This is a genomic window from Xanthobacter sp. YC-JY1 (assembly GCF_021730305.1).
Classification (GTDB): domain Bacteria; phylum Pseudomonadota; class Alphaproteobacteria; order Rhizobiales; family Xanthobacteraceae; genus Xanthobacter; species Xanthobacter flavus.
Map to the genome: position 1 here is coordinate 2,381,080 of NZ_CP032674.1, position 26,956 is coordinate 2,408,035.

A 26,956-nucleotide genomic window follows, 5' to 3' on the forward strand; every position below is an offset into this window, starting at 1 on the left:
ACCTGGAGACTCCCCCACCCAGCCCTAGCGGGTCGAGCCACGCTCGGGCGGTGTGTAGCAAGTCGGTATTTCCGTTCGGAAACGGAGGGCCGCGATTGAAGGTCGCGGCCCTGATCTGGAGGGATCGGCCCGGGGCGAGGCCTTCCGTCCGGTTGCCTGAAACGACGCGCTCAGTCGCGCGCGAGGCACATGGCGATGCCCATGCCGCCGCCGATGCAGAGGGTGGCGAGGCCCTTCTTGGCATCGCGCTTCTGCATTTCGTGCAGCAGGGTCACGAGGATGCGGGTGCCCGAGGCGCCGATCGGATGGCCGATGGCGATGGCGCCGCCGTTCACGTTGACCTTGGACGTATCCCAGCCCAGGCCCTTGTTGACGGCGATGGCCTGCGCGGCGAACGCCTCGTTGGCCTCGATGAGGTCGAGGTCGTCCTTGGACCAGCCGGCCTTCTCCAGCGCCAGCTTGGACGCCGGGATCGGGCCCGTGCCCATCACCGACGGATCGACGCCGGCCTGCGCCCAGGAGACGATGCGGGCGAGAGGGGTCTTGCCCTCGGCCTTGGCGCGGGCGGCGCTCATGAGCACAACGGCGGCGGCGCCGTCATTGATGCCCGAGGCGTTGCCGGCGGTCACGGTGCCGTCCTTGGCGAAGGCGGGCTTCAGCTTCTGCATCGCATCGAGGCTGGAGCCGTGGCGGATGTACTCGTCCTGGTCCACCACCACGTCGCCCTTGCGGGTGGAGATGATGACGGGGACGATCTCGTCCTTGAACTTGCCGCCCTTCTGGGCCGCCTCGGCCTTGTTCTGGGAGGCGACGGCGAACTCGTCCTGCTCGATGCGGGTGATCTGGAATTCCTTGGCCACGTTCTCGGCGGTCACGCCCATGTGGTAGCCGTTGAAGGCATCCCACAGGCCGTCCTTGATCATGGTGTCGGCGAAGTCGGCATTGCCCATGCGCACACCGTTGCGCAGGTGCGCGGCGTGGGTGGACTGGCTCATGGATTCCTGGCCGCCGGCCACCACGACCTCGCTGTCGCCGTTGGCAATGGCCTGGGCACCGAGCGCGACGGAGCGCAGGCCCGAGCCGCACACCATCTGCACTTCATAAGCGGGCGCCTCGATGGGCACGCCGGCCTTGATGGAGGCCTGGCGGGCGGGGTTCTGGCCCTGGGCGGCGGTGAGCACCTGGCCCAGAATCACTTCGCTCACGGCAGCCGGCGCGACGCCGGCGCGCTCGAGGGCGGCCTTGATGGCAATGGCACCGAGCTCATGCGCGGGCAGCGTGCCGAGCGCGCCGTTGAACGACCCGACAGGGGTGCGCGCGGCGGCGACGATGACGACCTCGTCCTTCATGGAAGTCTCTCCTGGGAAGATCGGGCGGGTGGCTCCGCGCCTCTTTGCCGAATGGCGAGTGGGAAGGCTTGACCTCTATCGTGTCCGGGCCGGACCATGTGTCAATGACCCATCGCATGGCAAGGGGGCCGGTCAAAAGCAGCTATTCAACCTTGGTCGGCCGCAGGCCCGGCGCGCTTCGCCAAAGGGCGGAGTCTGCGCTGCGAAAGGATGGATGGGCAGCGCACACAAAGTGGTAGCTCTGCACTTGGAAACGCCTTAACCTACCGTTCCGCCCAAGGAAACGGATGACCGGACGATGGCAAAAACGCAAGAGCCAGTCACCATCAAGAAATACGCGAACCGCCGTCTCTACAACACGGGGACGAGCACCTATGTAACCCTCGAAGACCTCGCCAACATGGTGAAGGAAGGCGAGGACTTCGTGGTGTACGACGCCAAGAACGGCGAGGACATCACGCATTCGGTGCTGACGCAGATTATCTTCGAGCAGGAAAACAAGGGGCAGAACCTTCTCCCCATCGCTTTCCTGCGCCAGATCATCCGCTTCTACGGAGACAGCATGCAGATGCTGGTTCCGCGGTACCTGGAAGCGTCCATCGACAGCTTCACCAAGGATCAGGGCAAGTTCCGCGATCACCTCTCCCAGACGCTCGCGGGGACGCCCTTTCCGGTGCCGGGCGCTCCGTTCGCCGGCCTGGACGAGACGGTGCGTCGCAACATGGAAGTGTTCGAGCGCGCCTTCCACATGTTCCTGCCCTTCCCCAAGGGGGACGAGCCGGCCACGGCCGCCACCACCACTCCGGCCGCTGCACCTGCGCAGCCTGCGCCGCAGACCGAGCGGGTGGATGAGCTTGACGCTCTCAAGCGCCAGATGGCCGACATGCAGGCGAAGCTGGAGCAGCTCGTTCCCAAGCCCGAGCCCAAGCTCGTGGCCAAGAACGATGCGCCGAGCGAGATCCGCAGCCCCAAGGAAGGCAGCGGTAGCTGACAAGCCGACGCCGGCACCCGATGCGGGGCCGGCGTCTTGAAGCCAAGAGAGATGCGATGGCCGGTTCAGCCCGGCCGCGGCACGTGGTGCAGTCTTTACTGCTGCCCGCGCGGGTCGACCGTGAAATCGCGCTGGGCGACACGGATCGAGACCGAGAAGCCGGCCACCACATCCAGCAGCATGATGCACAGCAGGATGGCGAATACCGAGTTGCCGGCCGGGCGCACCAGCAGGAACTCGGCAAGGCCGGCTGCGAACACCAGCATCGACAGCATGTGATCGATGATCGAGCGCGAGCTGATGCGCGTCGACTTCAGAATCTCGAAAAACAGGAAGAACAGGCTGAGAACGATGAACCCTTCCGCAAGGGTGATCGTCCAATGGGCCCCTGACATCATCTCGACCGTGGTGAGCACGGTGGTCCATTCCGTGCCGGGCATCAGAAAGACCATGATGTTGTAGAGGGCGAGGGGGACGATCAGCAACGGGACGGGCGTCAGCATTGGTGCTCCTCGGGGCCGCTCAGCCGGGAAAATGCCTAGGGCCTTCGCCCATGGCGCCGCCCCGGCTCCGCCGATGCGATGACACATCGGGCGCCGAATGTCACGAATGCGGAGGCATCTGGGATTGCGCGCGCCGGCCGATCGCCTCGGGCCGATCCCGGGAGAATCAAGCGCTGAGCAGGGCCGCAACCGGATGGCCGCATGGCGCACGCAGCGGCACAGGCGCGATGTCGCGCGCCGGTCAGCGTTAATGAATGATGGTGGGATCAGGTCGTCCCGCCCGCAGGGAAGAGCGAATCGCTCGGCGGTTGCGGGGGGGCAGAATCACCCTCAGAGAGGGTAGGTGCGCCGGCGGCGAGCGCCGGCGCTGCAGCGGGCGGCCGTGAGGGCCGCCGCGACGTGAAGCTCAGGCCTCGGCCTTGGGCTTCAGGATCTGCCGGCCGCGATACATGCCGGTCTTCAGGTCGACGTGGTGCGGACGGCGCAGCTCGCCCGAATCCTTGTCTTCCACATAGGTGGGCTGCTTCAGCGCGTCGGCCGAGCGGCGCATGCCGCGACGGGACGGCGAGGTCTTTCTCTTCGGGACAGCCATTGTCCAAACTCCTGAACGGCGTAACGAGCCAGGTGACTCGCCAACTGGCGCAACATGCGAGCGCGCCGGCTGGCGCCCTTGCGGCTTTCGAACTTGTGATCGGTGCGCGCCGAACCCGAAGACGGATGACGAAGCCTGTGCGCGTTCGTCTCGAGCCCGGTTGCGAACTGCGTGAGGGCAGTGCGCGGGGCTCGCCCGTGGGCCAGCATTCCCGATTGAAGGCGCGCCTTATACAGGCTCGCGCGTGGGAACGAAAGCCCCACGCTGCGTTTTCCGGTCGCGGGTATGCCGCAACAATGCCCTCTTGTCAGCGGAGGACACGTGAGCAAGGTTGCGCGCGCATCGGCGCATCCGACGACACATATCCGAGGAAAACGGCCCTATGAAGCGTTCCGCTCAGCTTTCCCTCTTCGCCGCCCTGCTCGCGGCCTCGGTTTCCGCGGCCTCCATGGGGGCGGCGTTGGCGCAGGGAGCCCCGGCACCCGCGGCCGCTCCTGCTGCGGCCCCTGCGGCAGCCCCCGGCGCCGATCCGGTCCTCGTCACCGTCAACGGGACGCCGATCCGCCAGAGCGAGCTGAACATCGCCATCGAGGACATCGGCTCCGGCCTGCCGCCCGAAGTCCGCGGCCCGGCCCGCGATGAATATGTCCTGTCGTTCCTGACCGACATGACCCTCATCGCCAAGGCGGCCGAGGCGCAGAAGGTCGACCAGACCCCCGAGTTTCAGAATCGCCTCGCCTACGCCCGCATGAAGGCGCTGATGGAAGCGCTCATGATGCAGGAGGCCAAGAAGGCCGTTTCTGCCGAGCTCAAGCGCAAGACCTACGACGAGCTGGTGAAGTCGGCGCCCGCCGACATGGAAGTCCACGCCCGCCATATCCTGGTGGACGACGAGGCCAAGGCCAAGGAAATCGCCAAGAAGGCCAAGGCCGGCGAGGATTTCGCCAAGCTCGCCAAGGAGAATTCCAAGGACAGCGCCGAGGACGGCGGCGACCTCGGCTATTTCACCAAGGACCAGATGGTGCCGGAATTCGCCGAGGCGGCGTTCAAGCTGGAGAAGGGCCAGGTCTCCGACCCGGTGAAGACCCAGTTCGGCTGGCACGTCATCAAGGTCGAGGACAAGCGCCAGAAGGCGGTGCCGTCCTATGAGCAGGTCGAGGACCAGGTGGAGCAGTATCTCGTCCGCAAGGCCCAGGCCGACATGGTGACGAAGCTGCGCGCCGACGCGAAGATCGAGAAGACCGCCGCGCCGGCCAAGCCTGCCGCTCCCGCCCCGGCAGCGCCTGCCGCTGATCCGGCGAAGAAGTGAGCCGGCGGCATTTGCCGTTGCCTTCTCTCCAAAAGAAAAACCCCCGGCTTATGGCCGGGGGTTTTTTTTATTGACTCCGGCGCTGCGTAAACGGCGCGTCAGTTCACGAGATCAGGCCGCACCCGCCAGCCGCCGGCGCCATCCTCGGACAGGGCCTCGGTGACCTTGGGGTGGCGCACCGGCTCCTCGGAGGGGTCGCGCTCCAGATTCTGCTCGGAGACGTAGGCGACGTATTCGCTGTCCGCATTCTCGGCGAGCAAATGGTAAAACGGCTGGTCCTTGTGGGGGCGGATGTCCTCGGGAATCGACAGCCACCATTCCTCGGTATTGTCGAACACCGGGTCCACGTCGAACACCACGCCCCGGAAGGGGAAGTGCTTGTGGCGCACCACCTCGCCGATGCGGAACTTCGCCTGACGCATGCCTGCGCCGAGTTCTGACCCAACGTAATGCGTGGGGTCTTCGGGGATGCCGTCGCCAATGGGAGCAACGATTGCGGGCTTTGCGCGCGCTTTGTCCTGGCTGGCCATATCCCGCCTCTTCCTGACTTTTCCGCTCCGCCCGAATTCGGGCGGGGAGAGCCGCGGCGACCTTCGCCGCGGCCGTTGGTTAATCAATTCTCTCACAATCCGTAGGCTTTGCCCATTTCCGGGTCCTTGGCTGCGACAATCCGGGCAAGGTCGACGATCACCTTGGCCTGCTTCCAGGTGGCGTCATCCTGCATCTTGCCGTCGATCATCACCGCGCCGGCACCGTCCGGCATGGCTTCCAGGATCTTGAGCGCGAACGCCACCTCGCCCGGATCGGGCGAGAAGACGCGCTTGGCGATCTCGATCTGCGTGGGGTGCAACGACCAGGCGCCGACGCAGCCCTGGAGGAAGGCATTGCGGAACTGGCTCTCGCACGCGGCGAGGTCCGCGAAATCGCCGAACGGGCCGTAGAAGGGCTTGATGCCGTTGGCGGCGCAGGCATCCACCATCTTGCCGACGGTATAATGCCACAGGTCCTGCTGATAGCCGATGCGCGGCTTGTCGCCGTCCGGATCGGCCAGCACCTTGTAGTCGGGGTGGCCACCGCCGACGCGGGTGGTCTTCATGGCGCGCGAGGCGGCAAGATCGGCCGGTCCGAGGCTCATGCCGTGCATGCGGGGAGAGGCGGCGGCGATCTCCTCAACATTCTTCACGCCCTCGGCGGTCTCCAGAATGGCGTGGATGAGAATGGGCTTCTCGATGGAGTGGCGCGCCTCGAGCTGGGCGAGGAGCTGGTCGAGATAGTGGATGTCCCAGGCGCCCTCGACCTTGGGCAGCATGATGACGTCCAGCTTGTTGCCGATCTCGCTGACGATCTCGATGATGTCGTCCAGCACCCACGGGCTGTTGAGGCAGTTGATGCGGGTCCACAGGCCGGTGGAGCCGAAATCGGTGGCCTTGGCCATCTCGATGAAGCCCTTGCGGGCGGCTTCCTTGGCATCGGAGGGAATCGCGTCCTCCAGATTGCCGAGAACCACGTCCACCTGCTTGGCGATATCCGGCACCTTGGCGCGCATCTTCTCCAGATGCGGCGGCACGAAATGGATCATGCGCTCGAGCCGCACCGGCAGCTCGCGATATGGTGCGGGCGCGCCGATGGCGAGCGGCTTGAAGAATTGGCGCGGCAGCTTCATGAGTCCCCCCGTGTGGATGCGGCAGGGGGTGCATAACCCCCCGCAGAACCTGTTGATTGCAATGCAGCATAGGTCGCCGGCCTGCGCAACACGACTTCAGGGCGACCACGCGGGCGCCCATCGGGCAGGGGGAATCGAGGCATGACGATTACGCGGCGCGGTGTGCTCGGCGGTCTCGCCGGGCTGGCGGCTTCTTCAACCCTGCCGGCGGCGGCTAAGGATTTCTGGGGCCAGCGCCTCGCCAATGCCCCGCGAGAGTTCCTGTTCGGCTACGGCTCACTCATCAGCGGGCCGTCCCGGACCGCAACGTCCGGCCGCCCCGTGCCGGCCATCGCCGCCCGAATCTCCGGCAGCTTCGGCTATGTGCGATCATGGGCCTCTCGCTTCACGCCACGGGAAGGCACGGCGGGGTTCACCGCCCTCGGCATCCGGCCGCGCATGCCGGGCGAGGAGCCGGGCAGCATCAACGGCGTCATCTTCCCCGTGAAGGACGAGGCCGAGCTTGCCGCCTTCGATGCCCGCGAGGGCGGCTATGACCGGGTGGAGCTGGACCAGGCCCATGTGGAGGCCATCGACTGGGAAGGCCTGCCGCGCGTCGGCAAGATCTGGGTCTATGTGCCCAAGGAGTCGGACGGCAAGGGGCCTGCCGATCTTCAGCAGCCGGACGTGAACTTCCCGCTGCTCCAGTCCTATATCGACGTGGTGATGCAGGGCTCGCTCGATGAGGGGCCGGACTTCGCGCGGGAACTCATCGAGACGACGCTCGACTGGAGCCCCTTCTGGCTCGATGACCGGCCCATCGCCCGCCGTGCCTGGGCCGACACGCCCCGCTCGGGCGCCATCGACCGGCTGCTTGCGACGGTGGAGCCGGCAGCGAGCCAGTTCCGCAACCGGCTCTATCCGGAACTCTATGCCGTGCGGCATCTGATGGGCAAGGCCGCGACGCCGCCGCGCTGATCGGCGCTCGCGCTTTTCATCTGTCGCCGGGATTTGTAGGAAGGGGGCACCCCGTTGCCTCCCTCCTCCGCCTTCCGGCCAGCTTCCGGCGATCATGAGCGACCTCTTCGGCCTCGCCTTTCCCTTCTTCGGCCTGATCCTCCTCGGCTATTTCTGCGGCCGCAGAGTGAAGCTGCCGGAGGCGGGCCTCGCCTGGCTTTCCTTCTTCATCATCTATGTGGCGCTGCCGGCGCTGTTCTATCGCATCGTTGCGCAGACGCCGTTCCACGAGCTGGCGAATCCCGCCTTCATCCTGGCCGTGCTGGCCTCCACCGCCACCATGTCCCTGCTGGCGCTGGGCGTCGGCCTCTGGTTCCGAAAGGGCAATATCGGCGAGGCGGCCATCGCGCTCACGGCCGGCGCCTATGCCAATGTGGGCTATATGGGCCCGGGCCTTACGCTCGCCGCCTTCGGGCAGGCCGCCGCAAGCCCCGCCGCGCTCATCTTTGCCACTGACAGCGTGTTCTTCTTCACCGTCGTGCCGCTGCTGATGGCGACGCGCGGGCGGGGAGAGAGCCTCGGCCACACCTTCGTGCTCATCGCCAAGAGGGTGCTCACCCACCCCTTCAACATCGCCACGCTACTGGGCGTGCTGGCGGCGGCGCTCGAATTCAAGGAGCCGGACGCCCTCTCGCGGATGCTGGACTATCTGAAGAACGCGGCCGCGCCCTGCGCCCTGTTCACCCTAGGCGTGACCGTTGCGCTGCGGCCGCTGAAGCGCGTGCCTGTGGAACTCGCGCCGCTCCTGAGCCTGAAGCTGTTCGTCCACCCGTTCGTGGCGCTGGTCTCGCTCTCGGTGTTCGGTCCGTTCTCGCCGGTGTGGGAGCATACGCTGCTGCTCATGGCCGCGCTGCCGCCCGCGCTGAACGTGTTCGTGCTGGCGCGGCAATACCATGTGTTCGTGGAGGAGGCGTCCACCGCCGTCCTCCTCGGTACCCTGTCATCGGTCGTGACGGTGACGCTGATGCTCTATCTGCTGCGCGAGAACCTGATCCCGCTCAGCCTGTTCTGAGGCTCACGCCGCCAGCCTCAAGCGGCCTTGTCGCCGATGCCGAGGCGCATCAGCGTCCGCCGCAGCGGGCCGACGCGATCGAGCAGATAGAGGCCGAAGCCGCGCACGCTCTGCACCGGCACGAGATCGGACAGCAGCGAGCGGTTGAGGAGGTCCACGGCAGTCATGCGGCCGCTGATGTCGCGCTGGCGCTTGTCCGCATAGCGGGCGAGCACCTCCCGGCTGCCGGGATCGCGGCCCGTCGCGACCGCGTCCGCTGCGAGACTGACCAAGGCCGCCGCATCCCTGAGGCCGAGATTCAGCCCCTGCGCGCCGATGGGCGGCATGATGTGGGCGGCTTCGCTCAAGAGCGCCACGCGGTCGCCGACGAGGCTTTCGGCCGTCTCAGCCGCCAGCGGGAAGGCGCCGCGGCCGCCTTCCATCTCGAACCGGCCGAGCACGGAGGAAGCGCGCGCCTCCAGCTCCCGTGCCAGCGCTTCGTCGCTGAGGCCGAGCAGGCGGATCGCCTCGCGCTCGGTGACCACGCACACGATGGAGGAGCGGTCGCCCGTCAGCGGCACCAGGGTGAAGGGGCCGCTCTCGGTGTGGAATTCGGTGGAGGTGTCCTCGTGGGGCCGTGTGTGCTGCACGGTGGCGGTGAAGGCCACCTGCGGATAGGCGCGGTTGCGCATCTTGATGCCGGCGGCGGCCCGCACCGTGGACTGGCGCCCGTCCGCCCCGGCGACCAGCCGTGCGGCGAGGCTCGTTCCGTCCGCCAGCTTCAGGGTGACGGCATCCGGCCCGAAATCGATGCGCTCCACGGACGTGCGGGCGATGTGGAGGTTCGGCATTTCCATCGCCGCGGCGAGGAGGCCGTTGCGCAGCGCGTCATTCTCGATGTTGTAGCCGAAGGCGTCGAGGCCGATCTCGGCGGACCGGAAGGTCACTTCCGGCGCGCGCACCAGCCGGCGCGTGGCATCCGCGATGCGCATGTCGCGCAGCGGTGCGGCTCGGGGCGCGATCTGCGACCACACGCCGAACTCTTCCAGGATGCGCACCGAGCCTTCCAGCAGCGCCGTGGTGCGGTGGTCCGCGCCGCGATCGGGGCCGGTGACGAGCGCGGTCGACACGCCCCGCGCGGCGAGGCCGATGGCGGTGGCAAGTCCGGCGGGACCCGCGCCGACGACGACCACCTCGTGCATCACGTCGTGTTCCATCGCTGCCTCCTCATGGTCGGATCCCGGGACACTAGAGCCGACTTTGCCGCGGCGAAAGCTGCGGAGATGCCGCGGATACGTGCGGGACGCGGCCGCGGACCAGCGCGTGCGCGCCTGGTGTTGCTGCGCTTCGCACTTGCAGTCGCGCCGCGTTCCGATCAGCCTTCGCGAATCTGGGGCAGGGGAGCGCGCCGATGTTGGATTGGATCACGTCGCCGGAAGCCTGGGCGGCGCTGGTAACGCTGACGGCCATGGAGATCGTGCTCGGCATCGACAATGTCGTGTTCATCTCGCTGGTGGTGCAGCGCCTGCCGCCGGCTGAGGCGTTGAGGGCAAGGCAGATCGGCCTTTCCGCCGCGCTCCTGTTGCGCATCGGCCTGCTGTTCGCCCTCTCCTGGCTTATTGGCCTCAGAGAATCCCTGTTCACCGCGTTCGGGCATGACTTCTCCTGGCGCGACATCATCCTCATCGGCGGCGGCGCCTTCCTCATCGCCAAGGCGACGTCGGAGATGCACGGCGCCCTCGAAGGCGAGGACGAGCCGAGCGAGGAGAGCGTGGCCGGCGCCGCCAAGCGGGCCTTTGCCTCGATTGTCGTGCAGGTGATCCTGCTCGATCTGGTCTTCTCGGTGGATTCCATCCTCACCGCCATCGGCATGGCCGAGCATCTCGCCATCATGGTGCTGGCCGTCATCATCGCGGTCGGCATCATGTTCGTGGCCTCCGGCCCGCTCTCCGCCTTCATCGCCACCCACCCCACCACCAAGATGCTGGCGCTCGCCTTCCTGGTGCTGATCGGCGTGACGCTGGTGGCCGACGGCTTCGGCGCCCACATCTCCAAGGGCTACATCTATGCGGCCATGGCCTTCTCGGTGATGGTGGAGGTGCTGAACGTCGCCGCCGCCGGCAGGCGCAAGCGGCGGATCGTGGTGCACAGGGGAGGCGAACAATGAACGCGGACAAGGTTCTGCTGGTCACGGGCGGCAGCCGGGGCATCGGCGCGGCCTGCGTGCGGCGCGCGGCGGAAGCCGGCTACGGGCGCATCGCCATCAACTACACCCGCGACGCGGCGGCGGCGGACGATGTGGCCGCCGAGGCGCGAGCGCTCGGGGCGCAGGTGCTGGTCGTCAAGGGTGACATGGCCCGTCCGAAGGACATCATGCGTCTCTATGAGGAGGTGGACGCCAATCTCGGTGCCGTCACCGACCTCGTGAACAATGCCGGCATCACCGGCCGTGCCGGCCCCTTCGCCGATGCCGACCCGGCCGAGATGGCCCGCGTCATCGATCTCAACGTGACGGGGGCGATCCTCGTGGCGCAGCAGGCGGTGCGGCGCATGTCCACCGCGCGGGGCGGCAAGGGCGGCGCCATCGTCAACATCTCTTCCATGGCGGCGACGCTCGGCTCGGCGGGCGAATATGTCTGGTACGCCGCAAGCAAGGGCGCCATCGACAGCTTCACGCTGGGTCTCGGGCGCGAGGTGGCGCGCGAGGGCATCCGGGTGAACGCCATCGCCCCGGGCCTCATCGCCACCGACATCCACGACACGAGCGGCGTCGTCGGGCGCCTGGAGCGACTCGCGCCCTCCGTCCCCATCGGCCGGCCCGGCACGGCCGAGGAGGTGGCCGAGGCGGTGCTGTTCCTGCTGTCGGAGGCGGCGAGCTATACCACGGGCGCGGTGCTCAAGATTTCGGGAGGCCGCTGACCGCGCTTGCGGCCCACTCGGCCCGCCCTATGATCCGGGCCATCTCGGGAGGATAGGGGTTGGTGGTCATGGTCCATGCGGTTCAGGTGCATCAGACGGGCGGTCCCGAGGTGCTCACCTATGAAGAGGTGGTGGTTCCCCCGCCGGCGCCGGGCCAGGTGCAGGTGCGCCACACCGCCATCGGCCTCAATTTCATCGACGTCTATTTCCGCACCGGCCTCTACAAGGCCGCGACGATGCCCTTCATTCCCGGCAATGAGGGCGCCGGTGTCGTCGAGGCGGTCGGTCCCGACGTGACCGATTTCCACCCCGGCGATCGTGTGGCCTATGCCATGACCATCGGGGCCTATGCGGAGCTGCGGAACGTTCCCGCCGCCGCGCTCGTCCACCTGCCCGCCGCCATCGACGACCGCACCGCCGCGGCCATGATGCTCAAGGGCATGACGGCGCAGTATCTCGTGCGCCGCACGCACCACATCAAGCCGGGCGACGTGATTCTCGTGCAGGCGGCCGCCGGCGGCGTCGGCCTCATCCTGTGCCAGTGGGCCAAGCACCTCGGCGCCACCGTGATCGGCACGGTCGGCTCCAAGGACAAGGGCGAACTCGCCCTCGCCAATGGCTGCGACGAGGTGATTCTGTACCGGGACGAGGACTTCGTTCACCGGGTGAAGGAGATCACCTCCGGCAAGCTGTGCGACGTGGTCTATGACGGCGTCGGGCAGGCGACCTATCCCGCCTCACTCGACTGCCTGAAGCCGCTCGGCCTGTTCGTGAGCTTCGGCAACGCTTCGGGCGCCATCAAGAACTTCGACCTGCTGCACCTGTCGGCCAAGGGGTCGCTGTTCGCCACCCGCCCGACGCTCGGCACCTTCGTCGCCAAGCGGGCCGACCTCATCGCCACCGCCAACGACCTGTTCGAGGCGGTGCTGACCGGCGCGGTGAAGATCCCGATCCACCAGACCTATGCGCTGAAGGATGTGCAGAAGGCCCACCGCGACCTGGAAGGTCGCAACACCACCGGGGCGACGCTGCTTCTGCCGTGATACTGGCGCCTCCCTCTTCCGCATGGGGAGGGGGGGCAGGCGGGCCAAGGCATGCGCGACATTCCCACACCCATGCAGTGACAATGGCTTGCGCATCCCGCCCCTCCTCATGATATCTACGGTTCAACAAGGATGGGGCGGTCGCGCTGACCCGCTCCGCCGTGCTGCGACGGATCGTTCCGGCCATGATGCGCCAATACGAACTCGTCGAGCGCGTTCGACGGTATAATCCCAACACCGACGAGGCGCTGCTCGACCGCGCCTATGTCTACGCCATGAGGGCGCACGGCAGTCAGCTGCGTGCGTCCGGCGATCCCTATTTCTCCCATCCGCTCGAAGTCGCGGCGATCCTCACCGATCTCAAGCTGGACGATGCCACCATCGTCTCGGCCCTGCTGCACGACACCATCGAGGACACCAGCGCCACCAAGGCGGAGATCGAGCGGCTGTTCGGCCACCAGATCGCGACGCTGGTGGAGGGGCTGACCAAGATCAAGAAGCTCGACCTCGTCTCCAAGCAGGCGAAGCAGGCCGAGAATCTTCGCAAGCTGCTGCTTGCTATCGCCGACGACGTGCGCGTGCTCCTCGTGAAGCTCGCCGACCGCCTCCACAACATGCGCACCCTGAAATGGGTGCCGCCGGAGAAGCGGGACCGGGTGGCGCAGGAGACGCTGGACATCTACGCGCCGCTCGCTGCCCGCATGGGCATGCAGGACATGCGCGAGGAGCTGGAGGATCTCGCCTTCCGCCAGCTCTCCCCGGAAGCCTATGAGAGCATCACCACCCGCGTCTCCGAGCTGCGGCAGTTCAACGGCCCGGTGGTGCAGGAGATCGAGCGCGAGCTGAAGGACGAGCTTGCCCGGCGCGGGATCGTCGCCGAGGTCAAGGGGCGCGAGAAGCGGCCCTTTTCCATCTGGGGCAAGATGGAGCGCAAGGCCATCGGCTTCGAGCAATTGTCGGATCTCTACGGCTTCCGCGTGCTCGTCTCCTCGGTGGAGGACTGCTACCGGGCGCTGGGCGTCGTCCACACCAAGTGGGCCATCGTGCCCGGCCGGTTCAAGGACTACATCTCCACGCCCAAGCCCAACGATTATCGCTCGCTGCACACGACGGTGGTTGGCCCGCGCCGCCAGCGCGTCGAGATGCAGATCCGCACCAAGGACATGGAGGAGATCGCCGAATACGGCATCGCCGCCCATGCCCTCTACAAGGACGCCTCGGGTGCACCGGGGGAGATGCTCTCCCACGAGAGCCGCGCCTATGCCTGGCTGCGCAAGACCATCGAGAACCTGTCGCAGGGGCTCTCGCCCGAGGAATTCCTTGAGCACACCAAGCTTGAGCTGTTCCACGACCAGGTGTTCTGCTTCACCCCCAAGGGCCGGCTCATCGCTCTGCCGCGCAAGGCGACACCCATCGATTTCGCCTATGCGGTGCATACCGACGTGGGCAACACCGCGGTGGGGTGCAAGATCAACGGCACCATCGCGCCGCTGGTGTCGGAGCTGAAGAACGGCGACGAGGTGGAGATCATCACCTCCAAGGCGCAGACGCCGCCGGGGGCGTGGGAAACCATCGCCGTCACCGGCAAGGCGCGCGCCGCCGTGCGCCGTGCCACCCGTGCCGCCGTGCGCGCCCAATATGCCGGCCTCGGCCGCAAGATCACCGAGCGGGCCTTCACCCGCGTCGGCAAGCCCTTCACCGAAGATGCCGTGGCCAAGGCGACACCACGGCTCGCCCGCGCGTCGGCCGAGGATGTGTTCGCCGCCATCGGTCGGGGCGAGATCAAGACCGACGACGTGATCCGCGCCGTCTATCCGGACTGGGTGCCGCCCCGCCCCGAGGAGCGGGCGGAGCGCGCCGCCAGCGGTGAGGGCTGGTTCGAGCTGAAGCGCGGGCACAACCTCAAGTTCAAGATTCCCGAGGGCACTACGTCGGAACGGCTGGACGCCATCCCCATCCGTGGCATCAATGGTGACTTGCCGGTGCGCTTCGCGCCGGATGGGGGGGCTGTGCCGGGGGACCGCATCGTCGGCATTCTCACGCCCGGCGAGGGTATCACCATCTATCCAATCCAGTCGGCCTCGCTGCAGGGCTTCGAGGACGCGCCCGAGCGCTGGCTGGACGTGCGGTGGGACGTGGACGAATTGTCCGACGGGCGCTTCCCCGCCCGCATCATCGTCACCGCCCGCAACGAGCCCGGCTCGCTGGCGCAGATCGCCGGCGCCATCGGCGACCGGGGCGGCAATATCGACGGGCTGCAGATGCATGCGCGCTCGGCCGATTTCCACGAGATGGTGATCGACGTGGAGGTGTTCGACCTCAGGCACCTCAACGCCATCATCGCCGACCTCAAGGCCCGCGAGGTGGTCTCGCAGGTGGAGCGCGTGAACGGCTGAGGTTGTTATGATTGGGCGTGTCTCACCGGTCGAGGTAGGTCCTTGAGTTGTCATGCCCCGGCTTGTCCGGGGCATCCACTGTCCCGTTTGCCGCGTGATCGATGACGGGGCACCGGTCTGTCGGCTAGGTGGATCCCCCGGACAAGCCGGGGGATGACAACGCGGGTAACGGTGTTCTGGAGCATGCAGGAACGCGCGCGACGGACGGCAGGAGCGGAAACTATGGCGGTGCTGAAGCCGGTGCGGCTCGGGGTGAACGTCGACCACGTGGCGACCGTGCGCAACGCGCGGGGCGGGCTCCTGCCGGATCCGGTGCGCGCCGCTCTTCTCGCCGCCTCGGCGGGCGCGGATGGAATCACCGCCCATCTGCGCGAGGACCGGCGCCACATCCGCGATGCCGACATGGCGCGGCTGAAGGCCGAGATCGACCTGCCGCTCAATTTCGAGATGGCCGCCACGGAGGAGATGGTGGGCATCGCCGTCTCCGTCCGCCCCAATGCCTGCTGCCTCGTGCCGGAGCGGCGGGAGGAGCGCACCACCGAGGGCGGGCTCGATGCGGCGGGGCTCGCCGCCGAACTCGGCCCGCGCATCGCGCGGCTGAAGGCGGCGGGCATCCGCGTCTCCCTCTTCATCGCAGCAGAGGAGCGGCAGATCGCAGCGGCGGCAGCCCTTGGCGCCGATATCGTGGAACTGCATACCGGCGGCTGGTGTGACGCGGTGGCTGAAGGACGCACGGCGGAGGCCGAGGCCGAGTTCGCGCGGCTGAAAGCCGGGGCGCGGCAGGCCCACGCCCTCGGGCTGGAGGTCCATGCCGGCCACGGGCTCGATTACGCTACAGCGGAGCGCATCGCGGCGTTTCCCGAAATCGTGGAGCTGAACATCGGCCATTTCCTCATCGGCGAGGCCATCTTCGTCGGGCTGGAGGCGGCCATCCACACCATGCAGGCGGCCATCGCCGCCGGGCGGGCGGCCGCAGCGGGCGAGGCGGCATGATCCTCGGCATCGGCTCCGACTTCTCCGATGCACGCCGCATCGCCAAATCCATCGAGCGGTTCGGCGACCGGTTCCTGAACCGCGTCTTCACGCCCGTCGAGCGGGCGAAGGCAGATCGACGCAAGCTGAGGGCGGAGACCTATGCCAAGCGCTTCGCGGCCAAGGAGGCCTGCGCCAAGGCGCTCGGCACCGGGCTGAGCCGGGGCGTGTTCTGGCGCGACATGGGCGTCGTCAACCTGCCTTCGGGCCAGCCGACGCTGGTGCTGAAGGGCGGCGCGGCGCGGCGTCTCGCCCAGATGGTGCCGGAGGGGTACGAGCCGCATATCCACCTCTCCCTCACCGACGAGGGACCGCTCACCGCCGCCTATGTCATCATCTCGGCGGTGCCCCGCTCCGGCGCCTGACGCTGGAGGAGGTCGAGGGCGTGCGTTGCCGGGAGGCCGGGAAGCCTCTATAGGGGCGGTCTTGCCTGTCGAGACCGGCGCGCATCTGCCGGTATCTCCTCAGTTTCGGCGCAGTTTGTCGTACCCTGCGCCTCATTTGGGAAACCTTGGACACCCGATGACCGCGACCAGCGATTCCAAGAAGGACGGCGGCTTTCTCGAAACCGTCCGGGTGATTGTCCACGCGCTGCTGATCGCGCTGGTGATCCGGACCTTCCTCTTCCAGCCGTTCAACATCCCCTCCGGGTCGATGAAGGACACGCTGCTGATCGGCGACTACCTGTTCGTCTCCAAGTACAGCTACGGCTATTCCCACTTCTCGATTCCCTTCTCGCCCAACCTGTTCTCCGGCCGCATCTTCGGGTCCGAGCCGACCCGCGGTGACGTGGTGGTGTTCAAGCTGCCGAAGGACAACGAGACCGACTACATCAAGCGCGTGGTCGGCATGCCCGGCGACAAGATCCAGATGATCAACGGTCTCCTGCACATCAACGGCGTGCCGGTGCAGCGCGAGCGCCTGTCGGACGTGAGCGAGGACGACGGCTCCGGCCGCAAGGTGCCGGTGAAGCGCTGGCGCGAGACGCTGCCGAACGGCGTCTCCTACGAGACGCTGGACCTGGTGGACAACGGCTTCTACGACAACACGCCCGTCTATGAGGTGCCGCTCGGGCACTTCTTCATGATGGGCGACAACCGGGACAATTCCGCCGACAGCCGCGTGCTGAGCCAGGTGGGCTATGTTCCGTTCGAGAATCTCATCGGCAAGGCGCAGCTGATCTTCTTCTCGATCGACGAGGGCGCTTCTGCGTGGCAGGTTTGGACATGGCCTTGGACGGTGCGATGGGATCGGCTGTTCACACGGGTACACTGAACGGGGCAGGGCGGGATCTCGCCCATCTCGAGGAGCGGATCGGCTACCGCTTCCGCGATCGCTCCTTCCTTGAGCTGGCCCTGTCCCACATCAGCGCCGTGAAGGGCGAGGCGCCGCGCCTGCGCTCCTACCAGCGGGTGGAATTCCTGGGCGACCACGTGCTCGGCTCGGTGGTGTCGCACATGCTCTATCTCGCCTTCCCGGAAGGCGAGGAGGGGGAATTGTCGCGCCGGCTCGCCGAGCTGGTGCGCGAGGAGGCCTGCGCGGAGGTCGCCGAGGACATGGACCTCGGCCCGTTCATCCGCCTCGGCCCCGGCGAAAGCCAATCCGGTGCGCACAAGCGCCGCGCCATCCTCGCCGACGTGGCCGAAGGCGTGGTGGCGGCGGTGTTCCTCGATGGCGGGTATGAGGCGGCCCACGCTTTGGTGGAGCGCTTCTGGCGTCCGCGGCTCGAGGCCCCGCGCCGGCCGCTGCGCGATGCCAAGACCGTGCTGCAGGAATGGGCGCAGGCCCGTGGCCTGCCCCCGCCCGTCTATCGCGAGGTGATGCGCTCCGGCCCGGACCACGCACCCCGCTTCACCGTGGCGGTGGACCTGCCCGGCCTCGTCTCGGCGCAGGCGGATGGCGCCTCCAAGCAGAATGCACAGAAGGCGGCCGCTGCCGCCTTCCTCGTCCGTGAGGGCGTTTGGGAGAAGGACGAGGCCTGATGGCACCGAGGAAGAAGGCGGGCGCCGACACGGCCGCCCCGGATCAAAACCCTGCCGTTGCGGAAGAGGAAGCCCTCGCCGCTGCCGCCGTACCGCAGGATGACGTCGCCGAAGAGGATATCGCGGAGGATGAACTCCTCGATGACGATCTTCCGGATGACGACGACGAGGACGACGATTTCGACGACGAGCTGGACCGGGAGGAGCGCGGCCCCCTTGCGCCGCTCGAAGGCCCGACCCGCTGCGGCTTCGTCGCTTTGCTCGGCGCGCCCAATGCCGGCAAGTCCACCCTGACCAACGCGCTGGTTGGCACCAAGGTGTCCATCGTCTCGCACAAGGTGCAGACGACGCGCTCCATCGTGCGCGGTATCGCGCTGGACGGCGCGGCGCAGGTGGTGCTGGTGGACACCCCCGGCATCTTCGCGCCCAAGCGCCGGCTGGAGCGGGCCATGGTGTCGAGCGCCTGGACCCATGCCGCCGACGCCGACGTCATCGCGCTGCTGGTGGATGCCAACCGCGGCCTCGATGAGGATATCGAGGCGCTGCTCGGCCAGCTGAAGGACATCCGCAAGCCACGTGCCCTCATCCTCAACAAGATCGACCTGATCCGCCGCGACAGCCTGCTGGCGTTGGCCGCCGCAATCACCGAGCGGGTGCCGTTCGACCGGGTGTTCATGGTCTCCGCGCTCACGGGCGATGGCGTGGTGGATGTGCGCCGCTGGTTCGCCGAGACGGTGCCGCCCGGCCCCTGGCTCTATCCCGAGGATCAGGTTTCGGATGCGCCCATGCGCATGCTCGCGGCCGAGATCACCCGCGAGAAGATGTTTCTGCGCCTGCACGATGAACTGCCTTACCGCTCCACGGTGGAAACCGAGAGCTGGAAGGAATTGCGCAACGGCTCGGTGCGCATCGAGCAAACGATATTCGTGGAGCGCGAAAGCCAGCGGAAGATCGTGCTCGGCAAGGGTGGAAACACCATCAAGACCATCTCGACCGAATCCCGGAAGGAGATCTCCGAGATCATCGAACAGCCCGTGCATCTCTTCCTGTTCGTGAAGGTGCGCGAAAGCTGGGCGGATGATCCCGAACGCTACCGCGAGATGGGGCTGGAATTCCCCAAGGGCGGCTGAGCACGCCGTCGTGCGTTTGCGAAAGCGCAAGGCTGGATTGCGATCTTACGGCTGGATGTGGGCATCCATGCACGGCATAACCGGTGGCGAACCCAACGGGGAGACGTGTCATGTCCAAGCCAGTCGTCGCGATCGTGTATCACTCGGGCTACGGCCACACCAAGGCGGTGGCTGAATCCGTGCTCGCCGGCATCAAGGAAGTCGATGCGGTCGAGGGCGTCCTCGTCTCCGTGGACGAAGTGGACGAGAAGTGGGACGTGCTGGACGGCGCCGCCGCCATCATCTTCGGCGCGCCGATCTACATGGGCAACGTCTCCGCCGGCTTCCAGGCGTTCGCCGAGAAGTCCTCGAAGCGCTGGTTCGAGATGAAGTGGAAGGACAAGCTGGCCGCCGGCTTCGTCAATTCCGGCGCGCAGAACGGTGACAAGCACCAGGGCATCCATGCGATGTTCGGCCTGTCGCAGCAGCACGGCATGGTGTGGGTGGGCCTCGGCCTCCATCCCGGCAACAACAATTCCAAGGGCTCGCTGGAAGACCTGAACCGCCTCGGCGGCTTCGCCGGCGCCTATGCCCAGTCCAACATTGATGAAGGCCCGGACGTGGTGCCGCCCGCCACCGACCGCCGCACCGCCGCCCATCTCGGCCGCCGCGTCGCCGAGGCGACCGTGCGCTGGACCCGCGGCGCCTGAAAAACGCCATCTGCGGCGCGCTTGCGTCTCGCCTTCTCCCCGCTTCCGCTTGCTGCGGCGGCGGGGTAATGGGGGGCGGAACGCTAGCGCCGCGGAGGAATCGCGATGAGTGACCGGAGCCTGCTCGTGGTGGTGCTCGCCGCCGGGGAAGGGACGCGCATGAAGTCGCGCCTCCCCAAGGTGCTCCACAAGGTCGCCGGCCGCACCATGCTCCATCATGTGCTGGCGGCAACCCGCGCCGCCGGCGCCACGCGCACCGCCGTGGTGGTCGGCCCCGGCCGCGAGGATGTCGCCGCCGAGGCGACGCGCATCGTGCCGGACGCGCAGGTGTTCGTGCAGACCGAACGGCTCGGCACCGCACACGCCGTGCTCGCCGCCCGCGCCGCGCTGGAGCAGGGCGCCGACGACGTGCTCGTGCTCTACGCCGACACCCCGCTGGTGCGACCGGAGACGCTGGCCCGCCTGCGTGCCCCGCTGGCCGAGGGCGCTGCGGTCGCCGCGCTTGGCTTCGAGCCGGAAGATCCCACCGGCTACGGCCGCCTCGTCACCTCCGGCGACGAACTCGTCGCCATCCGCGAGGAGAAGGACGCGACCGCCGCCGAGAAGGCGGTTCGCTTCTGCAATGCCGGGCTGATGGCGCTCTCGGGCAAGGATGTGCTCTCCATCCTCGACCGGATCGGCAACGCCAATTCCAAGGGCGAATATTATCTCACCGACGCCGTGGAGATCGCCCGCGCCGACGGGCGCTCCGCCGTTGCGGCGAAGGCGGACGTGGACGAGGTGGCCGGCGTCAACAGCCGCATCCAGCTCGCCGAGGCCGAGGCCATCCTGCAAAAGCGCCTGCGCCTGTCCGCTATGGCCGAGGGCGTGACGTTGATCGCACCGGAGACGGTATTCTTCTCCGCCGACACCGTGCTCGGCCGCGACGTGATCGTGGAGCCCAACGTGGTGTTCGGGCCGGGTGTGACCGTCGGCGACGATGTGGTGATCCACGCCTTCTGCCATCTCGAAGGCGCGCAGCTCGCGCCCGGCGTCTCCATCGGCCCCTATGCGCGGCTGCGGCCGGGCACACGGCTGGATGAGGGCGTGCGCATCGGCAATTTCGTGGAGACCAAGGCCGCCCATATCGAGAGCGGGGCCAAGGTGAACCACCTGTCCTATGTGGGCGATGCCCATGTGGGCGCGGGCGCCAATCTCGGCGCCGGCACCATCACCTGCAACTATGACGGCTTCTCCAAGTATCGCACCGAGATCGGCGCGGGGGCCTTCATCGGCGTGAATTCCGCCTTGGTGGCTCCGGTGACGATCGGCGCAGGGGCCTATGTGGGGACGGGCGCCGTCATCACCTCCGACGTGCCGGACGATGCGCTCGCCATCGCCCGCAGCCGGCAGGTGGTGAAGGAGGGCTGGGCCAAGGATTTCCGCGCCGCCCGGGCCGACGCGAAGAAGAAGGGCTAGCCTTCGCCTGACACCAACGGAAAGGCGATGTGATTCCGGCCCTGGCCCAGTGAAGGGTAGGACTTGCGGGTTAGGAACGGTCCATTCAGTTTTTGCAGTGCACCTTGGGCGCGACTGTCAGCCGGGCCCATCAGGGCGCCACCAACATCGGAGCTAGATCGCATGTGCGGGATCGTCGGCATTCTGGGCAAGAGCGCCGTCGCGGACAAGGTGGTCGAATCCCTCCGGCGCCTGGAATACCGCGGCTATGATTCCGCCGGCATCGCGACACTGGAGAACGGGCACCTCGAGATCTGCCGCGCCGAAGGCAAGCTGCGCAATCTCGAGAACAAGCTCGACAAGCACCCGCTCAAGGGTCACGCCGGCATCGGGCACACCCGCTGGGCGACCCACGGCAAGCCCTCCGAGCGCAACGCCCATCCCCACGGCACCAAGCGCGTGGCGGTGGTCCACAACGGCATCATCGAGAATTTCCGCGAGCTGAAGGAAGACCTCAAGGCCGCCGGCGTCGTCTTCAGGAGCGACACGGACACCGAGGTCGTCGCCCAGCTGGTGGACCGAGAACTGCTCTCCGGCAAGGAGCCGGTCGCGGCGGTTGCGGCTGTGCTGCCGCGCCTCAAGGGCGCCTTTGCGCTCGCCTTCCTGTTCGACGGCAAGACCGACCTGATGATCGCCGCCCGCCGCGGCTCCCCGCTCGCCATCGGCTACGGCAATGGCGAGATGTTCCTCGGCTCGGACGCCATCGCCCTCGGCCCGTTCACCGATCGCATCGCCTATCTGGAAGAAGGTGACTGGGCCGTGCTCACCCGCGAGGGCGCGGAAATCCGCGACGAGACGGGCCGCATCGTCGAGCGCGCCGTGCAGAAGGTACCGGCCGGTGCCCTCCTGGTGGACAAGGGCAACCATCGCCACTTCATGGCGAAGGAGATCTACGAGCAGCCGGAGGTCATCTCCCACACCTTCGGCCACTATCTCGACCTCGCCGACGAGACCGTCTCGCTGCCCGAGCTGCCGTTCGACGCCAAGGAGGTGCAGCACATCTCCATCACCGCCTGCGGCACGGCGCTTTATGCCGGCGCGGTGGCGGAATACTGGCTGGAGCGTTTCGGCCGCGTGCCGGTCTCCACCGACATCGCATCCGAGTTCCGCTATCGCGAGACGCCGCTGGCGCCGGGTGGCGTCACCATCGTCATCTCCCAGTCGGGCGAGACGGCGGATACGCTCGCTTCGCTGCGCTACGCCAAGGAGTGCGGGCAGAAGGTGGTGGCCGTCGTGAACGTGCCCACCTCCACCATCGCCCGCGAGGCGGACGTGGTGCTGCCCATCCTCGCCGGTCCGGAAATCGGCGTCGCGTCTACCAAGGCCTTCACCTGCCAACTGGCGACCCTCGCCTGCCTGTCCGTCGCGTTCGGCCGCGCCAAGGGGGTTCTGTCGGCGGAGGACGAGCACAAGCTGGTGCGCGCTTTCATGGAAGTGCCCCGCCTGATGACCGAGGCGCTGAAGCTCTCGCCCGAGATCGAGGTGCTGGCCCGCACGCTGGCGAAGGCGCGGGACGTGCTCTATCTCGGCCGCGGCACCAATTATCCGCTGGCGCTGGAAGGCGCGCTGAAGCTCAAGGAAATCTCCTACATCCACGCCGAAGGCTATGCCGGCGGCGAGCTGAAGCACGGCCCCATCGCGCTCATCGACGAGAAGATGCCGGTGGTGGTCATCGCCCCCCACGACCGCATCTTCGACAAGACCGTCTCCAACATGGAGGAGGTGGCGGCGCGCGGCGGCAAGATCATCCTCGTCACCGACCCCAAGGGGGCCGAGGCCGCGCCTGTGAATGCGGTTCAGAAGCTGATCCTGCCGGAGATGCCGGCGACCGTCTGCCCCATGGTCTATTCCATCCCGGTGCAGCTGATCGCCTACCATACGGCCGTCATCATGGGCACGGACGTGGACCAGCCGCGCAACCTCGCCAAATCCGTGACGGTGGAATAGGCGGTCACGTTGCGCAATCCGGCCGCAGGGGCCTGAAAAGTGTTGCGCCGGACCACGATTCGGCGCCTTGATTCTCCGAGTTTAGCCAACGCTTGAGCCTGGGTCCGGACGCCGGTCGATGCCTGCTGCGACCTTCCCGATCGTCATGAACGCCGTGGTGGCTGCGCTGTTCGCCGCGAGCTACCTCGCGCTGGCGCTGCTGCACCGTGGCAATACGGCCCCCCTGTGGTTCGCCGCCAGCTTCGGCGCCATCGTCATCACGCCGCTCGCGCTGCTGGCGCAGTCCTACACCGGCTGGGTGGTGCTGTTCGCGCCGGTGATCTACCTGTCCTTCGCCGCCTGCCTCATCCTGATGGTGCCGGGACTGGCGGTGCTCTACCGCAAGCCCATCCCGTGGGGGCTGGTGACGGTGCTGGGCATCGTCACCGTCGTGAGCGCCGCGCTGGCGCTGCAACTGCCGGTCAACACGCTCGTCCGGGTGGTCAGCTACCAGACGCCGTTCGTGCTCGCGACGGCGGCGAGCTGCTGGGTGGTGCTGCGCGACAGCCCCCGCCGGCTGCGCGATCTTCTCCTCGCCGGCCTATTCGCGCTGCTGTGCATGCACGTGCCCCTCAAGGCCGCGCTGGCGATTAGCCTGCATACGGGGCCGCACCAGATCAATTACATGGACACGCCGTTCGCGGTGGTGGCCCAGATCAGCACTGGCATCCTGATGGTCGCCACCGGCCTCCTGATTCTGGTGATCTCGGTGCTCGAACTGGTGCGGGAGACGCTGGAGGTGGCGGATACGGACGCCCTGTCCGGTCTCCTCAATCGCCGCGGGTTCGAGCAGCGCGCCTCGGACCTCGTGCACGGACGGACCGGGGCGGCGCCGTTCGCTCTGCTCCTCATCGACATCGACCACTTCAAGGCCATCAACGACACGTTCGGCCATGGCGTAGGCGACCAGACCATCCGCGGCTTCGGCGACATGCTCCAGCACACGCTGCCGCAATCCGCGCTCATCGGCCGGGTGGGCGGGGAGGAGTTCGCCATCCTGCTGGAGCGCGCATCGCCCGAAATGGCGCGGCTGCAGGCGGAATCGGTGCGCCTCGCCATCATCGGCCATGACGATCCGGACGTGCCGCCCTTCACCGTCAGCATCGGCGTTGCGCTGGCCTCGCGGGAGGAGCCGCTGCTCGCCACGCTGGAGCGGGCGGATGCGGCCCTCTACGAGGCGAAGCGGTCCGGTCGCAACCGGGTCTGCTGCGCGGAGGAGGAAACCCTCCCCCACAACGTGGTGCCGCTGCGCCGCTGAGGGGCCCGCGCGCTATCGGTTCGGCCGCGTCGCGATGAACACCGCAAGCACGGTGAACAGCACGCCGAGAAGGGCGAGCACGAAGGTCGGTGCGCCCAAATACCAGCTGCCGGTGAAGGTGCCGATGAAGCTCGACAGGGCGAACAGCTTCACCATGGGCGGGATCGCCCCGGTTTCCCGCCAGCGCACGACGCCGGGGCCGAGCCAGCGGTGATTGAGGAGCCAGGCCTCGAATTTCGGCGACGATCGGGTGAAGCACCAGGCGGCGAGGATCAGGAACACCGTGCCCGGCAGCATGGGCACCACCATGCCGATGGCGCCGATGACGAGGAAGACGAAGCCGGCCGCGAACAGGAGCTTGCGGTAGATCGCGTCGCGGCTCCAGCGCCCGGCGGCCAGTGTCTCGCTCTGCGTCAGCCGTTTGTCCTGCGGGGGCGGGGGAGGGGCATCGTCGTCGGCGGCCATTGCCGGACCATGGCGCCTCATCCAGCGGAGAGCAAGCGCACCGCCGCATCCCGCTCTTGCAGGTGCAGCAGCGTGTGCAGCACCCGCGCGGACGGCAAAGCGAGATCGGGATCGGCCCGCACCTGCGCCGCCGCGGCGTTGCGCGCGGCCTCCACCTCGCCGCCGTGCCATTCCATGCGCGCGAGCCGGAAGCCGGGCAGGCCGCTCTGCCGCGTGCCCAGCACGTCGCCCTCGCCGCGCAGGCGCAGATCCTCCTCCGCGAGGCGGAACCCGTCCTGGCTCTCGCGCAGGATGGCGAGGCGCGCCTTCGCCGTCTCGCCCAGCGGGTGACGGTAGAGCAGCAGGCACACGGACGGCTTGTCCCCGCGCCCCACGCGGCCGCGCAGCTGGTGCAATTGAGCGAGGCCGAAGCGCTCGGCGTGCTCGATGACCATCACGGTCGCCTCGGGCACGTTCACGCCCACCTCGATCACGGTCGTGGCCACCAGCAGCCGCGTCTCGCCGCGGGCGAAGCGGCCCATGGCCTCGTCCTTGGCGGTGCCGGACATGCGGCCGTGCACCAGCCCGACCGATGCGCCGAAGATGGATTGCAGCGTCTCGTAGCGTTCCGTCGCTGCGGCGAGGTCGGAGGTGTCGGTCTCTTCCACCAGCGGGCAGATCCAGTAGGCGCGGGCACCGGACGCCAATGCCCGGCCGACCCCGGCCACCACCTCGTCCAGCCGGTCGAGGGGCAAGGCGCGGGTGTCGATGGCCTGCCGGCCCGGCGGTTTCTCGCGCAGCTCGCTGGAATCCATGTCGCCGAACAGGGTGAGGACGAGGGTGCGCGGGATGGGCGTCGCCGTCATCACCAGCATGTCCACCGCCTCGCCCTTGCGCGCCAGCGTCAAGCGCTGCTCGACGCCGAAGCGGTGCTGCTCGTCCACCACCGCAAGGGCGAGATCGTGGAACACCACGTCGTCCTGAATCAGGGCATGGGTGCCGATCACGAGGTCGGTGCGGCCGGAGGCCAGCTCGGCCAGCACGGCCTCGCGGGCGCGGCCCTTTTCCCGGCCGGTGAGGATGGCGGTGGAGAGCCCGGCGGCTGCGGCCAGCGGGGCGATGGTTTCCAGATGCTGGCGGGCGAGGATCTCGGTGGGCGCCATCAGCGCCGTCTGCCGGCCGGCCTCGGCCACGGTGGCGGCGGCCATCAGGGCGACGACCGTCTTGCCCGAGCCCACATCGCCCTGGAGCAGCCGCAGCATCCGCGTGTCGGCGGCAAGGTCGGCGCGGATGGAAGCGATGGCCTGATCCTGCGCGCCGGTGAGGCGGAAGGGCAAAGCGTCTGCGAGACGCGTTGCGATACGGCCGTCGCCCACAGTGGAACGCCCGCCGGCCTTCTCCTCCTGCGCCCGCACGAGGGCCAATGTGAGCTGGTGGGCCAGCAATTCGTCGAACGCGAGCCGTCGCCATGGCCCGCCGGCCGGCGTCGCCTCATGCGGCGAGGCCGGCTTGTGGATGCGCATCAGCGCGTCGCGGAAGGAGGGCCAGCCGCGCGCGGCGCGCAGTTCGTCCGGAATCCACTCGGGCAGGTCCGGCACGCGCTGGAGCGCGGCCTCGATGGCCCGGCGCAGATGGCCGGAGGCGAGGCCCTCCACCAGCGGATAGACCTGTTCCACCGCCGGCAGCCGCTCGACCCCGGCGGCGTCGAGGATGCGGTCAGGATGGGTCATCTGCCGCATCCCGTCGTAGATCGAGATGCGCCCGCACAGCCAGCGCTTCGACCCCACCGGCAGCATCCGCTCGATGCGCGCGGGCTCGATCTTGAAATGCACCACGACCATGTCGCCGCTGGCATCGGACACATAGGTGCGGTGCGGCGCCCGGCTGCCGGGCGGGGGCGGCTGGTGGGCGTCCACCGTCACTTCCACCGTCACGTCGGTCTCGGGAACGGCTTCGGCGAGCAGGGGGCGGGCGCGGCGGTCCACGAAGCCGGACGGCATGTGGAACAGGAGGTCGATCACCCGCGGCATGTCCCGGCCGAGCAGGCGCGCATACGGCTTCATCAGCTTGGGGCCGATACCGGAGAGGCTGTCGAGCGGCGCGAAGAGGGGGGACAGGACATCGGGGCGCATGGCGGCGCGAGGGTGTCCGATCGGCCGTTGCGGCGCAAGCCGGGGCAGGGCGCG

25 protein-coding genes are annotated in these 26,956 nt (G+C 67.8%); 17 read left to right on the forward strand and 8 right to left on the reverse strand.

Translation table 11 applies throughout. The features are described from left to right. Positions 1-170: 170 nt before the first annotated feature. Positions 171-1,349: an acetyl-CoA C-acetyltransferase gene (locus tag D7006_RS11070; RefSeq protein ID WP_169120735.1), complete on the reverse strand. Its 1,179-nt coding sequence runs from the start codon at positions 1,347-1,349 to the stop codon at positions 171-173. 298 nt (positions 1,350-1,647) lie between these two features. Here D7006_RS11070 and phaR point away from each other — a divergent pair, with 298 nt between their 5' ends. Next, complete coding sequence (phaR, locus tag D7006_RS11075) at positions 1,648-2,340, forward strand: polyhydroxyalkanoate synthesis repressor PhaR (RefSeq protein ID WP_237356642.1); 693 nt, start codon at positions 1,648-1,650, stop codon at positions 2,338-2,340. A 95-nt stretch (positions 2,341-2,435) separates the two neighbouring features. Here phaR and D7006_RS11080 read toward each other — a convergent pair whose 3' ends face one another. Both D7006_RS11080 and rpmF read right to left on the reverse strand, forming a co-directional pair. After that, complete coding sequence (locus D7006_RS11080; protein ID WP_237356643.1) at positions 2,436-2,843, reverse strand: hypothetical protein; 408 nt, start codon at positions 2,841-2,843, stop codon at positions 2,436-2,438. Between the two features lie 406 nt (positions 2,844-3,249). Then, positions 3,250-3,435: a 50S ribosomal protein L32 gene (rpmF, locus tag D7006_RS11085; RefSeq protein ID WP_024279215.1), complete on the reverse strand. Its 186-nt coding sequence runs from the start codon at positions 3,433-3,435 to the stop codon at positions 3,250-3,252. 382 nt (positions 3,436-3,817) lie between these two features. Here rpmF and D7006_RS11090 point away from each other — a divergent pair, with 382 nt between their 5' ends. Then, positions 3,818-4,744, forward strand: coding sequence for a peptidylprolyl isomerase (locus D7006_RS11090; protein WP_237356644.1), 927 nt, complete (start codon positions 3,818-3,820; stop codon positions 4,742-4,744). Between the two features lie 98 nt (positions 4,745-4,842). Here D7006_RS11090 and hspQ read toward each other — a convergent pair whose 3' ends face one another. Together hspQ and D7006_RS11100 are read right to left on the reverse strand one after the other, a co-directional pair. Beyond that, complete coding sequence (gene hspQ, locus D7006_RS11095) at positions 4,843-5,166, reverse strand: heat shock protein HspQ (RefSeq protein ID WP_024279213.1); 324 nt, start codon at positions 5,164-5,166, stop codon at positions 4,843-4,845. A 200-nt stretch (positions 5,167-5,366) separates the two neighbouring features. Next, positions 5,367-6,407, reverse strand: a complete 1,041-nt coding sequence (locus D7006_RS11100) for a CoA ester lyase (protein WP_229644630.1) — start codon at positions 6,405-6,407, stop codon at positions 5,367-5,369. A gap of 141 nt (positions 6,408-6,548) precedes the next feature. Between D7006_RS11100 and D7006_RS11105 the strand changes: the two genes are divergently transcribed. Both D7006_RS11105 and D7006_RS11110 read left to right on the forward strand, forming a co-directional pair. Continuing rightward, positions 6,549-7,364 (forward strand): gamma-glutamylcyclotransferase family protein, encoded by an 816-nt coding sequence (locus tag D7006_RS11105; protein WP_237356645.1) that lies wholly within the window; start codon positions 6,549-6,551, stop codon positions 7,362-7,364. A 94-nt stretch (positions 7,365-7,458) separates the two neighbouring features. Continuing rightward, on the forward strand, positions 7,459-8,415 hold the full coding sequence (locus D7006_RS11110; protein WP_169120725.1) for an AEC family transporter: 957 nt from the start codon (positions 7,459-7,461) through the stop codon (positions 8,413-8,415). Positions 8,416-8,432: 17 nt separating this feature from the next. Here the strand turns inward: D7006_RS11110 and D7006_RS11115 are convergent, their stop codons facing one another. Then, positions 8,433-9,611, reverse strand: coding sequence for a UbiH/UbiF family hydroxylase (locus D7006_RS11115; protein WP_237356646.1), 1,179 nt, complete (start codon positions 9,609-9,611; stop codon positions 8,433-8,435). Between the two features lie 194 nt (positions 9,612-9,805). Here D7006_RS11115 and D7006_RS11120 point away from each other — a divergent pair, with 194 nt between their 5' ends. The 13 genes from D7006_RS11120 (at position 9,806) to D7006_RS11180 (ending at position 24,326) form a co-directional block, all read left to right on the forward strand. After that, entirely contained in the window at positions 9,806-10,561 is a 756-nt protein-coding gene (locus D7006_RS11120) for a TerC family protein (RefSeq protein WP_237356647.1), read from the forward strand. Further along, positions 10,558-11,313 carry an SDR family oxidoreductase gene (locus D7006_RS11125; protein ID WP_237356648.1) on the forward strand — a complete coding sequence of 252 codons (756 nt, stop codon included), beginning with the start codon at positions 10,558-10,560 and terminating at the stop codon, positions 11,311-11,313. Before D7006_RS11120 ends, D7006_RS11125 begins: the two co-directional genes overlap by 4 nt. A gap of 68 nt (positions 11,314-11,381) precedes the next feature. After that, complete coding sequence (locus D7006_RS11130) at positions 11,382-12,356, forward strand: quinone oxidoreductase (RefSeq protein WP_237356894.1); 975 nt, start codon at positions 11,382-11,384, stop codon at positions 12,354-12,356. 185 nt (positions 12,357-12,541) lie between these two features. Beyond that, entirely contained in the window at positions 12,542-14,752 is a 2,211-nt protein-coding gene (locus D7006_RS11135) for a bifunctional (p)ppGpp synthetase/guanosine-3',5'-bis(diphosphate) 3'-pyrophosphohydrolase (protein ID WP_169120717.1), read from the forward strand. A 222-nt stretch (positions 14,753-14,974) separates the two neighbouring features. Next, on the forward strand, positions 14,975-15,745 hold the full coding sequence (locus tag D7006_RS11140; protein WP_237356649.1) for a pyridoxine 5'-phosphate synthase: 771 nt from the start codon (positions 14,975-14,977) through the stop codon (positions 15,743-15,745). Next, positions 15,742-16,149 carry a holo-ACP synthase gene (gene acpS / locus D7006_RS11145; protein ID WP_237356650.1) on the forward strand — a complete coding sequence of 136 codons (408 nt, stop codon included), beginning with the start codon at positions 15,742-15,744 and terminating at the stop codon, positions 16,147-16,149. The genes D7006_RS11140 and acpS overlap by 4 nt, the downstream gene beginning before the upstream one ends. A 157-nt stretch (positions 16,150-16,306) precedes the next feature. Continuing rightward, positions 16,307-17,059 (forward strand): signal peptidase I, encoded by a 753-nt coding sequence (gene lepB / locus D7006_RS11150; RefSeq protein WP_029558371.1) that lies wholly within the window; start codon positions 16,307-16,309, stop codon positions 17,057-17,059. After that, positions 17,029-17,766, forward strand: coding sequence for a ribonuclease III (gene rnc / locus D7006_RS11155; protein WP_237356651.1), 738 nt, complete (start codon positions 17,029-17,031; stop codon positions 17,764-17,766). The genes lepB and rnc overlap by 31 nt, the downstream gene beginning before the upstream one ends. Continuing rightward, on the forward strand, positions 17,766-18,896 hold the full coding sequence (gene era / locus D7006_RS11160; protein WP_237356652.1) for a GTPase Era: 1,131 nt from the start codon (positions 17,766-17,768) through the stop codon (positions 18,894-18,896). Before rnc ends, era begins: the two co-directional genes overlap by 1 nt. Positions 18,897-19,006: 110 nt before the next feature. Continuing rightward, a complete protein-coding gene (locus D7006_RS11165; RefSeq protein ID WP_229644618.1) occupies positions 19,007-19,585 on the forward strand; it encodes a flavodoxin family protein in 579 nt (192 codons plus the stop codon). A gap of 105 nt (positions 19,586-19,690) precedes the next feature. Continuing rightward, a complete protein-coding gene (gene glmU / locus D7006_RS11170; protein ID WP_237356653.1) occupies positions 19,691-21,043 on the forward strand; it encodes a bifunctional UDP-N-acetylglucosamine diphosphorylase/glucosamine-1-phosphate N-acetyltransferase GlmU in 1,353 nt (450 codons plus the stop codon). A 162-nt stretch (positions 21,044-21,205) separates the two neighbouring features. Beyond that, on the forward strand, positions 21,206-23,029 hold the full coding sequence (gene glmS / locus D7006_RS11175) for a glutamine--fructose-6-phosphate transaminase (isomerizing) (RefSeq protein ID WP_169120705.1): 1,824 nt from the start codon (positions 21,206-21,208) through the stop codon (positions 23,027-23,029). Between the two features lie 118 nt (positions 23,030-23,147). Next, entirely contained in the window at positions 23,148-24,326 is a 1,179-nt protein-coding gene (locus D7006_RS11180; RefSeq protein WP_169120703.1) for a diguanylate cyclase, read from the forward strand. 12 nt (positions 24,327-24,338) lie between these two features. On the opposite strand, the gene D7006_RS11185 is transcribed toward D7006_RS11180, so the two are convergent. Both D7006_RS11185 and recG read right to left on the reverse strand, forming a co-directional pair. Next, on the reverse strand, positions 24,339-24,791 hold the full coding sequence (locus D7006_RS11185) for a YbaN family protein (protein ID WP_237356654.1): 453 nt from the start codon (positions 24,789-24,791) through the stop codon (positions 24,339-24,341). A 17-nt stretch (positions 24,792-24,808) separates the two neighbouring features. Next, positions 24,809-26,902, reverse strand: coding sequence for an ATP-dependent DNA helicase RecG (gene recG, locus D7006_RS11190; protein ID WP_237356655.1), 2,094 nt, complete (start codon positions 26,900-26,902; stop codon positions 24,809-24,811). Positions 26,903-26,956 lie beyond the last annotated feature (54 nt).

Coding starts and splice junctions, on each gene's coding strand:
- era (WP_237356652.1), top strand. CDS start 17,766: ATGGCACCGAGGAAGAAGGCGGGCGCCGACACGGCCGCCCCGGATCAA.
- glmS (WP_169120705.1), top strand. CDS start 21,206: ATGTGCGGGATCGTCGGCATTCTGGGCAAGAGCGCCGTCGCGGACAAG.
- phaR (WP_237356642.1), top strand. CDS start 1,648: ATGGCAAAAACGCAAGAGCCAGTCACCATCAAGAAATACGCGAACCGC.
- recG (WP_237356655.1), bottom strand. CDS start 26,902: ATGCGCCCCGATGTCCTGTCCCCCCTCTTCGCGCCGCTCGACAGCCTC.
- rnc (WP_237356651.1), top strand. CDS start 17,029: ATGGGATCGGCTGTTCACACGGGTACACTGAACGGGGCAGGGCGGGAT.
- D7006_RS11180 (WP_169120703.1), top strand. CDS start 23,148: ATGCCTGCTGCGACCTTCCCGATCGTCATGAACGCCGTGGTGGCTGCG.
- D7006_RS11115 (WP_237356646.1), bottom strand. CDS start 9,611: ATGGAACACGACGTGATGCACGAGGTGGTCGTCGTCGGCGCGGGTCCC.
- D7006_RS11185 (WP_237356654.1), bottom strand. CDS start 24,791: ATGGCCGCCGACGACGATGCCCCTCCCCCGCCCCCGCAGGACAAACGG.
- lepB (WP_029558371.1), top strand. CDS start 16,307: ATGACCGCGACCAGCGATTCCAAGAAGGACGGCGGCTTTCTCGAAACC.
- D7006_RS11105 (WP_237356645.1), top strand. CDS start 6,549: ATGACGATTACGCGGCGCGGTGTGCTCGGCGGTCTCGCCGGGCTGGCG.
- D7006_RS11120 (WP_237356647.1), top strand. CDS start 9,806: ATGTTGGATTGGATCACGTCGCCGGAAGCCTGGGCGGCGCTGGTAACG.
- D7006_RS11090 (WP_237356644.1), top strand. CDS start 3,818: ATGAAGCGTTCCGCTCAGCTTTCCCTCTTCGCCGCCCTGCTCGCGGCC.
- glmU (WP_237356653.1), top strand. CDS start 19,691: ATGAGTGACCGGAGCCTGCTCGTGGTGGTGCTCGCCGCCGGGGAAGGG.
- D7006_RS11110 (WP_169120725.1), top strand. CDS start 7,459: ATGAGCGACCTCTTCGGCCTCGCCTTTCCCTTCTTCGGCCTGATCCTC.
- D7006_RS11165 (WP_229644618.1), top strand. CDS start 19,007: ATGTCCAAGCCAGTCGTCGCGATCGTGTATCACTCGGGCTACGGCCAC.
- D7006_RS11140 (WP_237356649.1), top strand. CDS start 14,975: ATGGCGGTGCTGAAGCCGGTGCGGCTCGGGGTGAACGTCGACCACGTG.
- D7006_RS11080 (WP_237356643.1), bottom strand. CDS start 2,843: ATGCTGACGCCCGTCCCGTTGCTGATCGTCCCCCTCGCCCTCTACAAC.
- D7006_RS11100 (WP_229644630.1), bottom strand. CDS start 6,407: ATGAAGCTGCCGCGCCAATTCTTCAAGCCGCTCGCCATCGGCGCGCCC.
- D7006_RS11070 (WP_169120735.1), bottom strand. CDS start 1,349: ATGAAGGACGAGGTCGTCATCGTCGCCGCCGCGCGCACCCCTGTCGGG.
- D7006_RS11125 (WP_237356648.1), top strand. CDS start 10,558: ATGAACGCGGACAAGGTTCTGCTGGTCACGGGCGGCAGCCGGGGCATC.
- hspQ (WP_024279213.1), bottom strand. CDS start 5,166: ATGCGTCAGGCGAAGTTCCGCATCGGCGAGGTGGTGCGCCACAAGCAC.
- rpmF (WP_024279215.1), bottom strand. CDS start 3,435: ATGGCTGTCCCGAAGAGAAAGACCTCGCCGTCCCGTCGCGGCATGCGC.
- D7006_RS11130 (WP_237356894.1), top strand. CDS start 11,382: ATGGTCCATGCGGTTCAGGTGCATCAGACGGGCGGTCCCGAGGTGCTC.
- D7006_RS11135 (WP_169120717.1), top strand. CDS start 12,542: ATGATGCGCCAATACGAACTCGTCGAGCGCGTTCGACGGTATAATCCC.
- acpS (WP_237356650.1), top strand. CDS start 15,742: ATGATCCTCGGCATCGGCTCCGACTTCTCCGATGCACGCCGCATCGCC.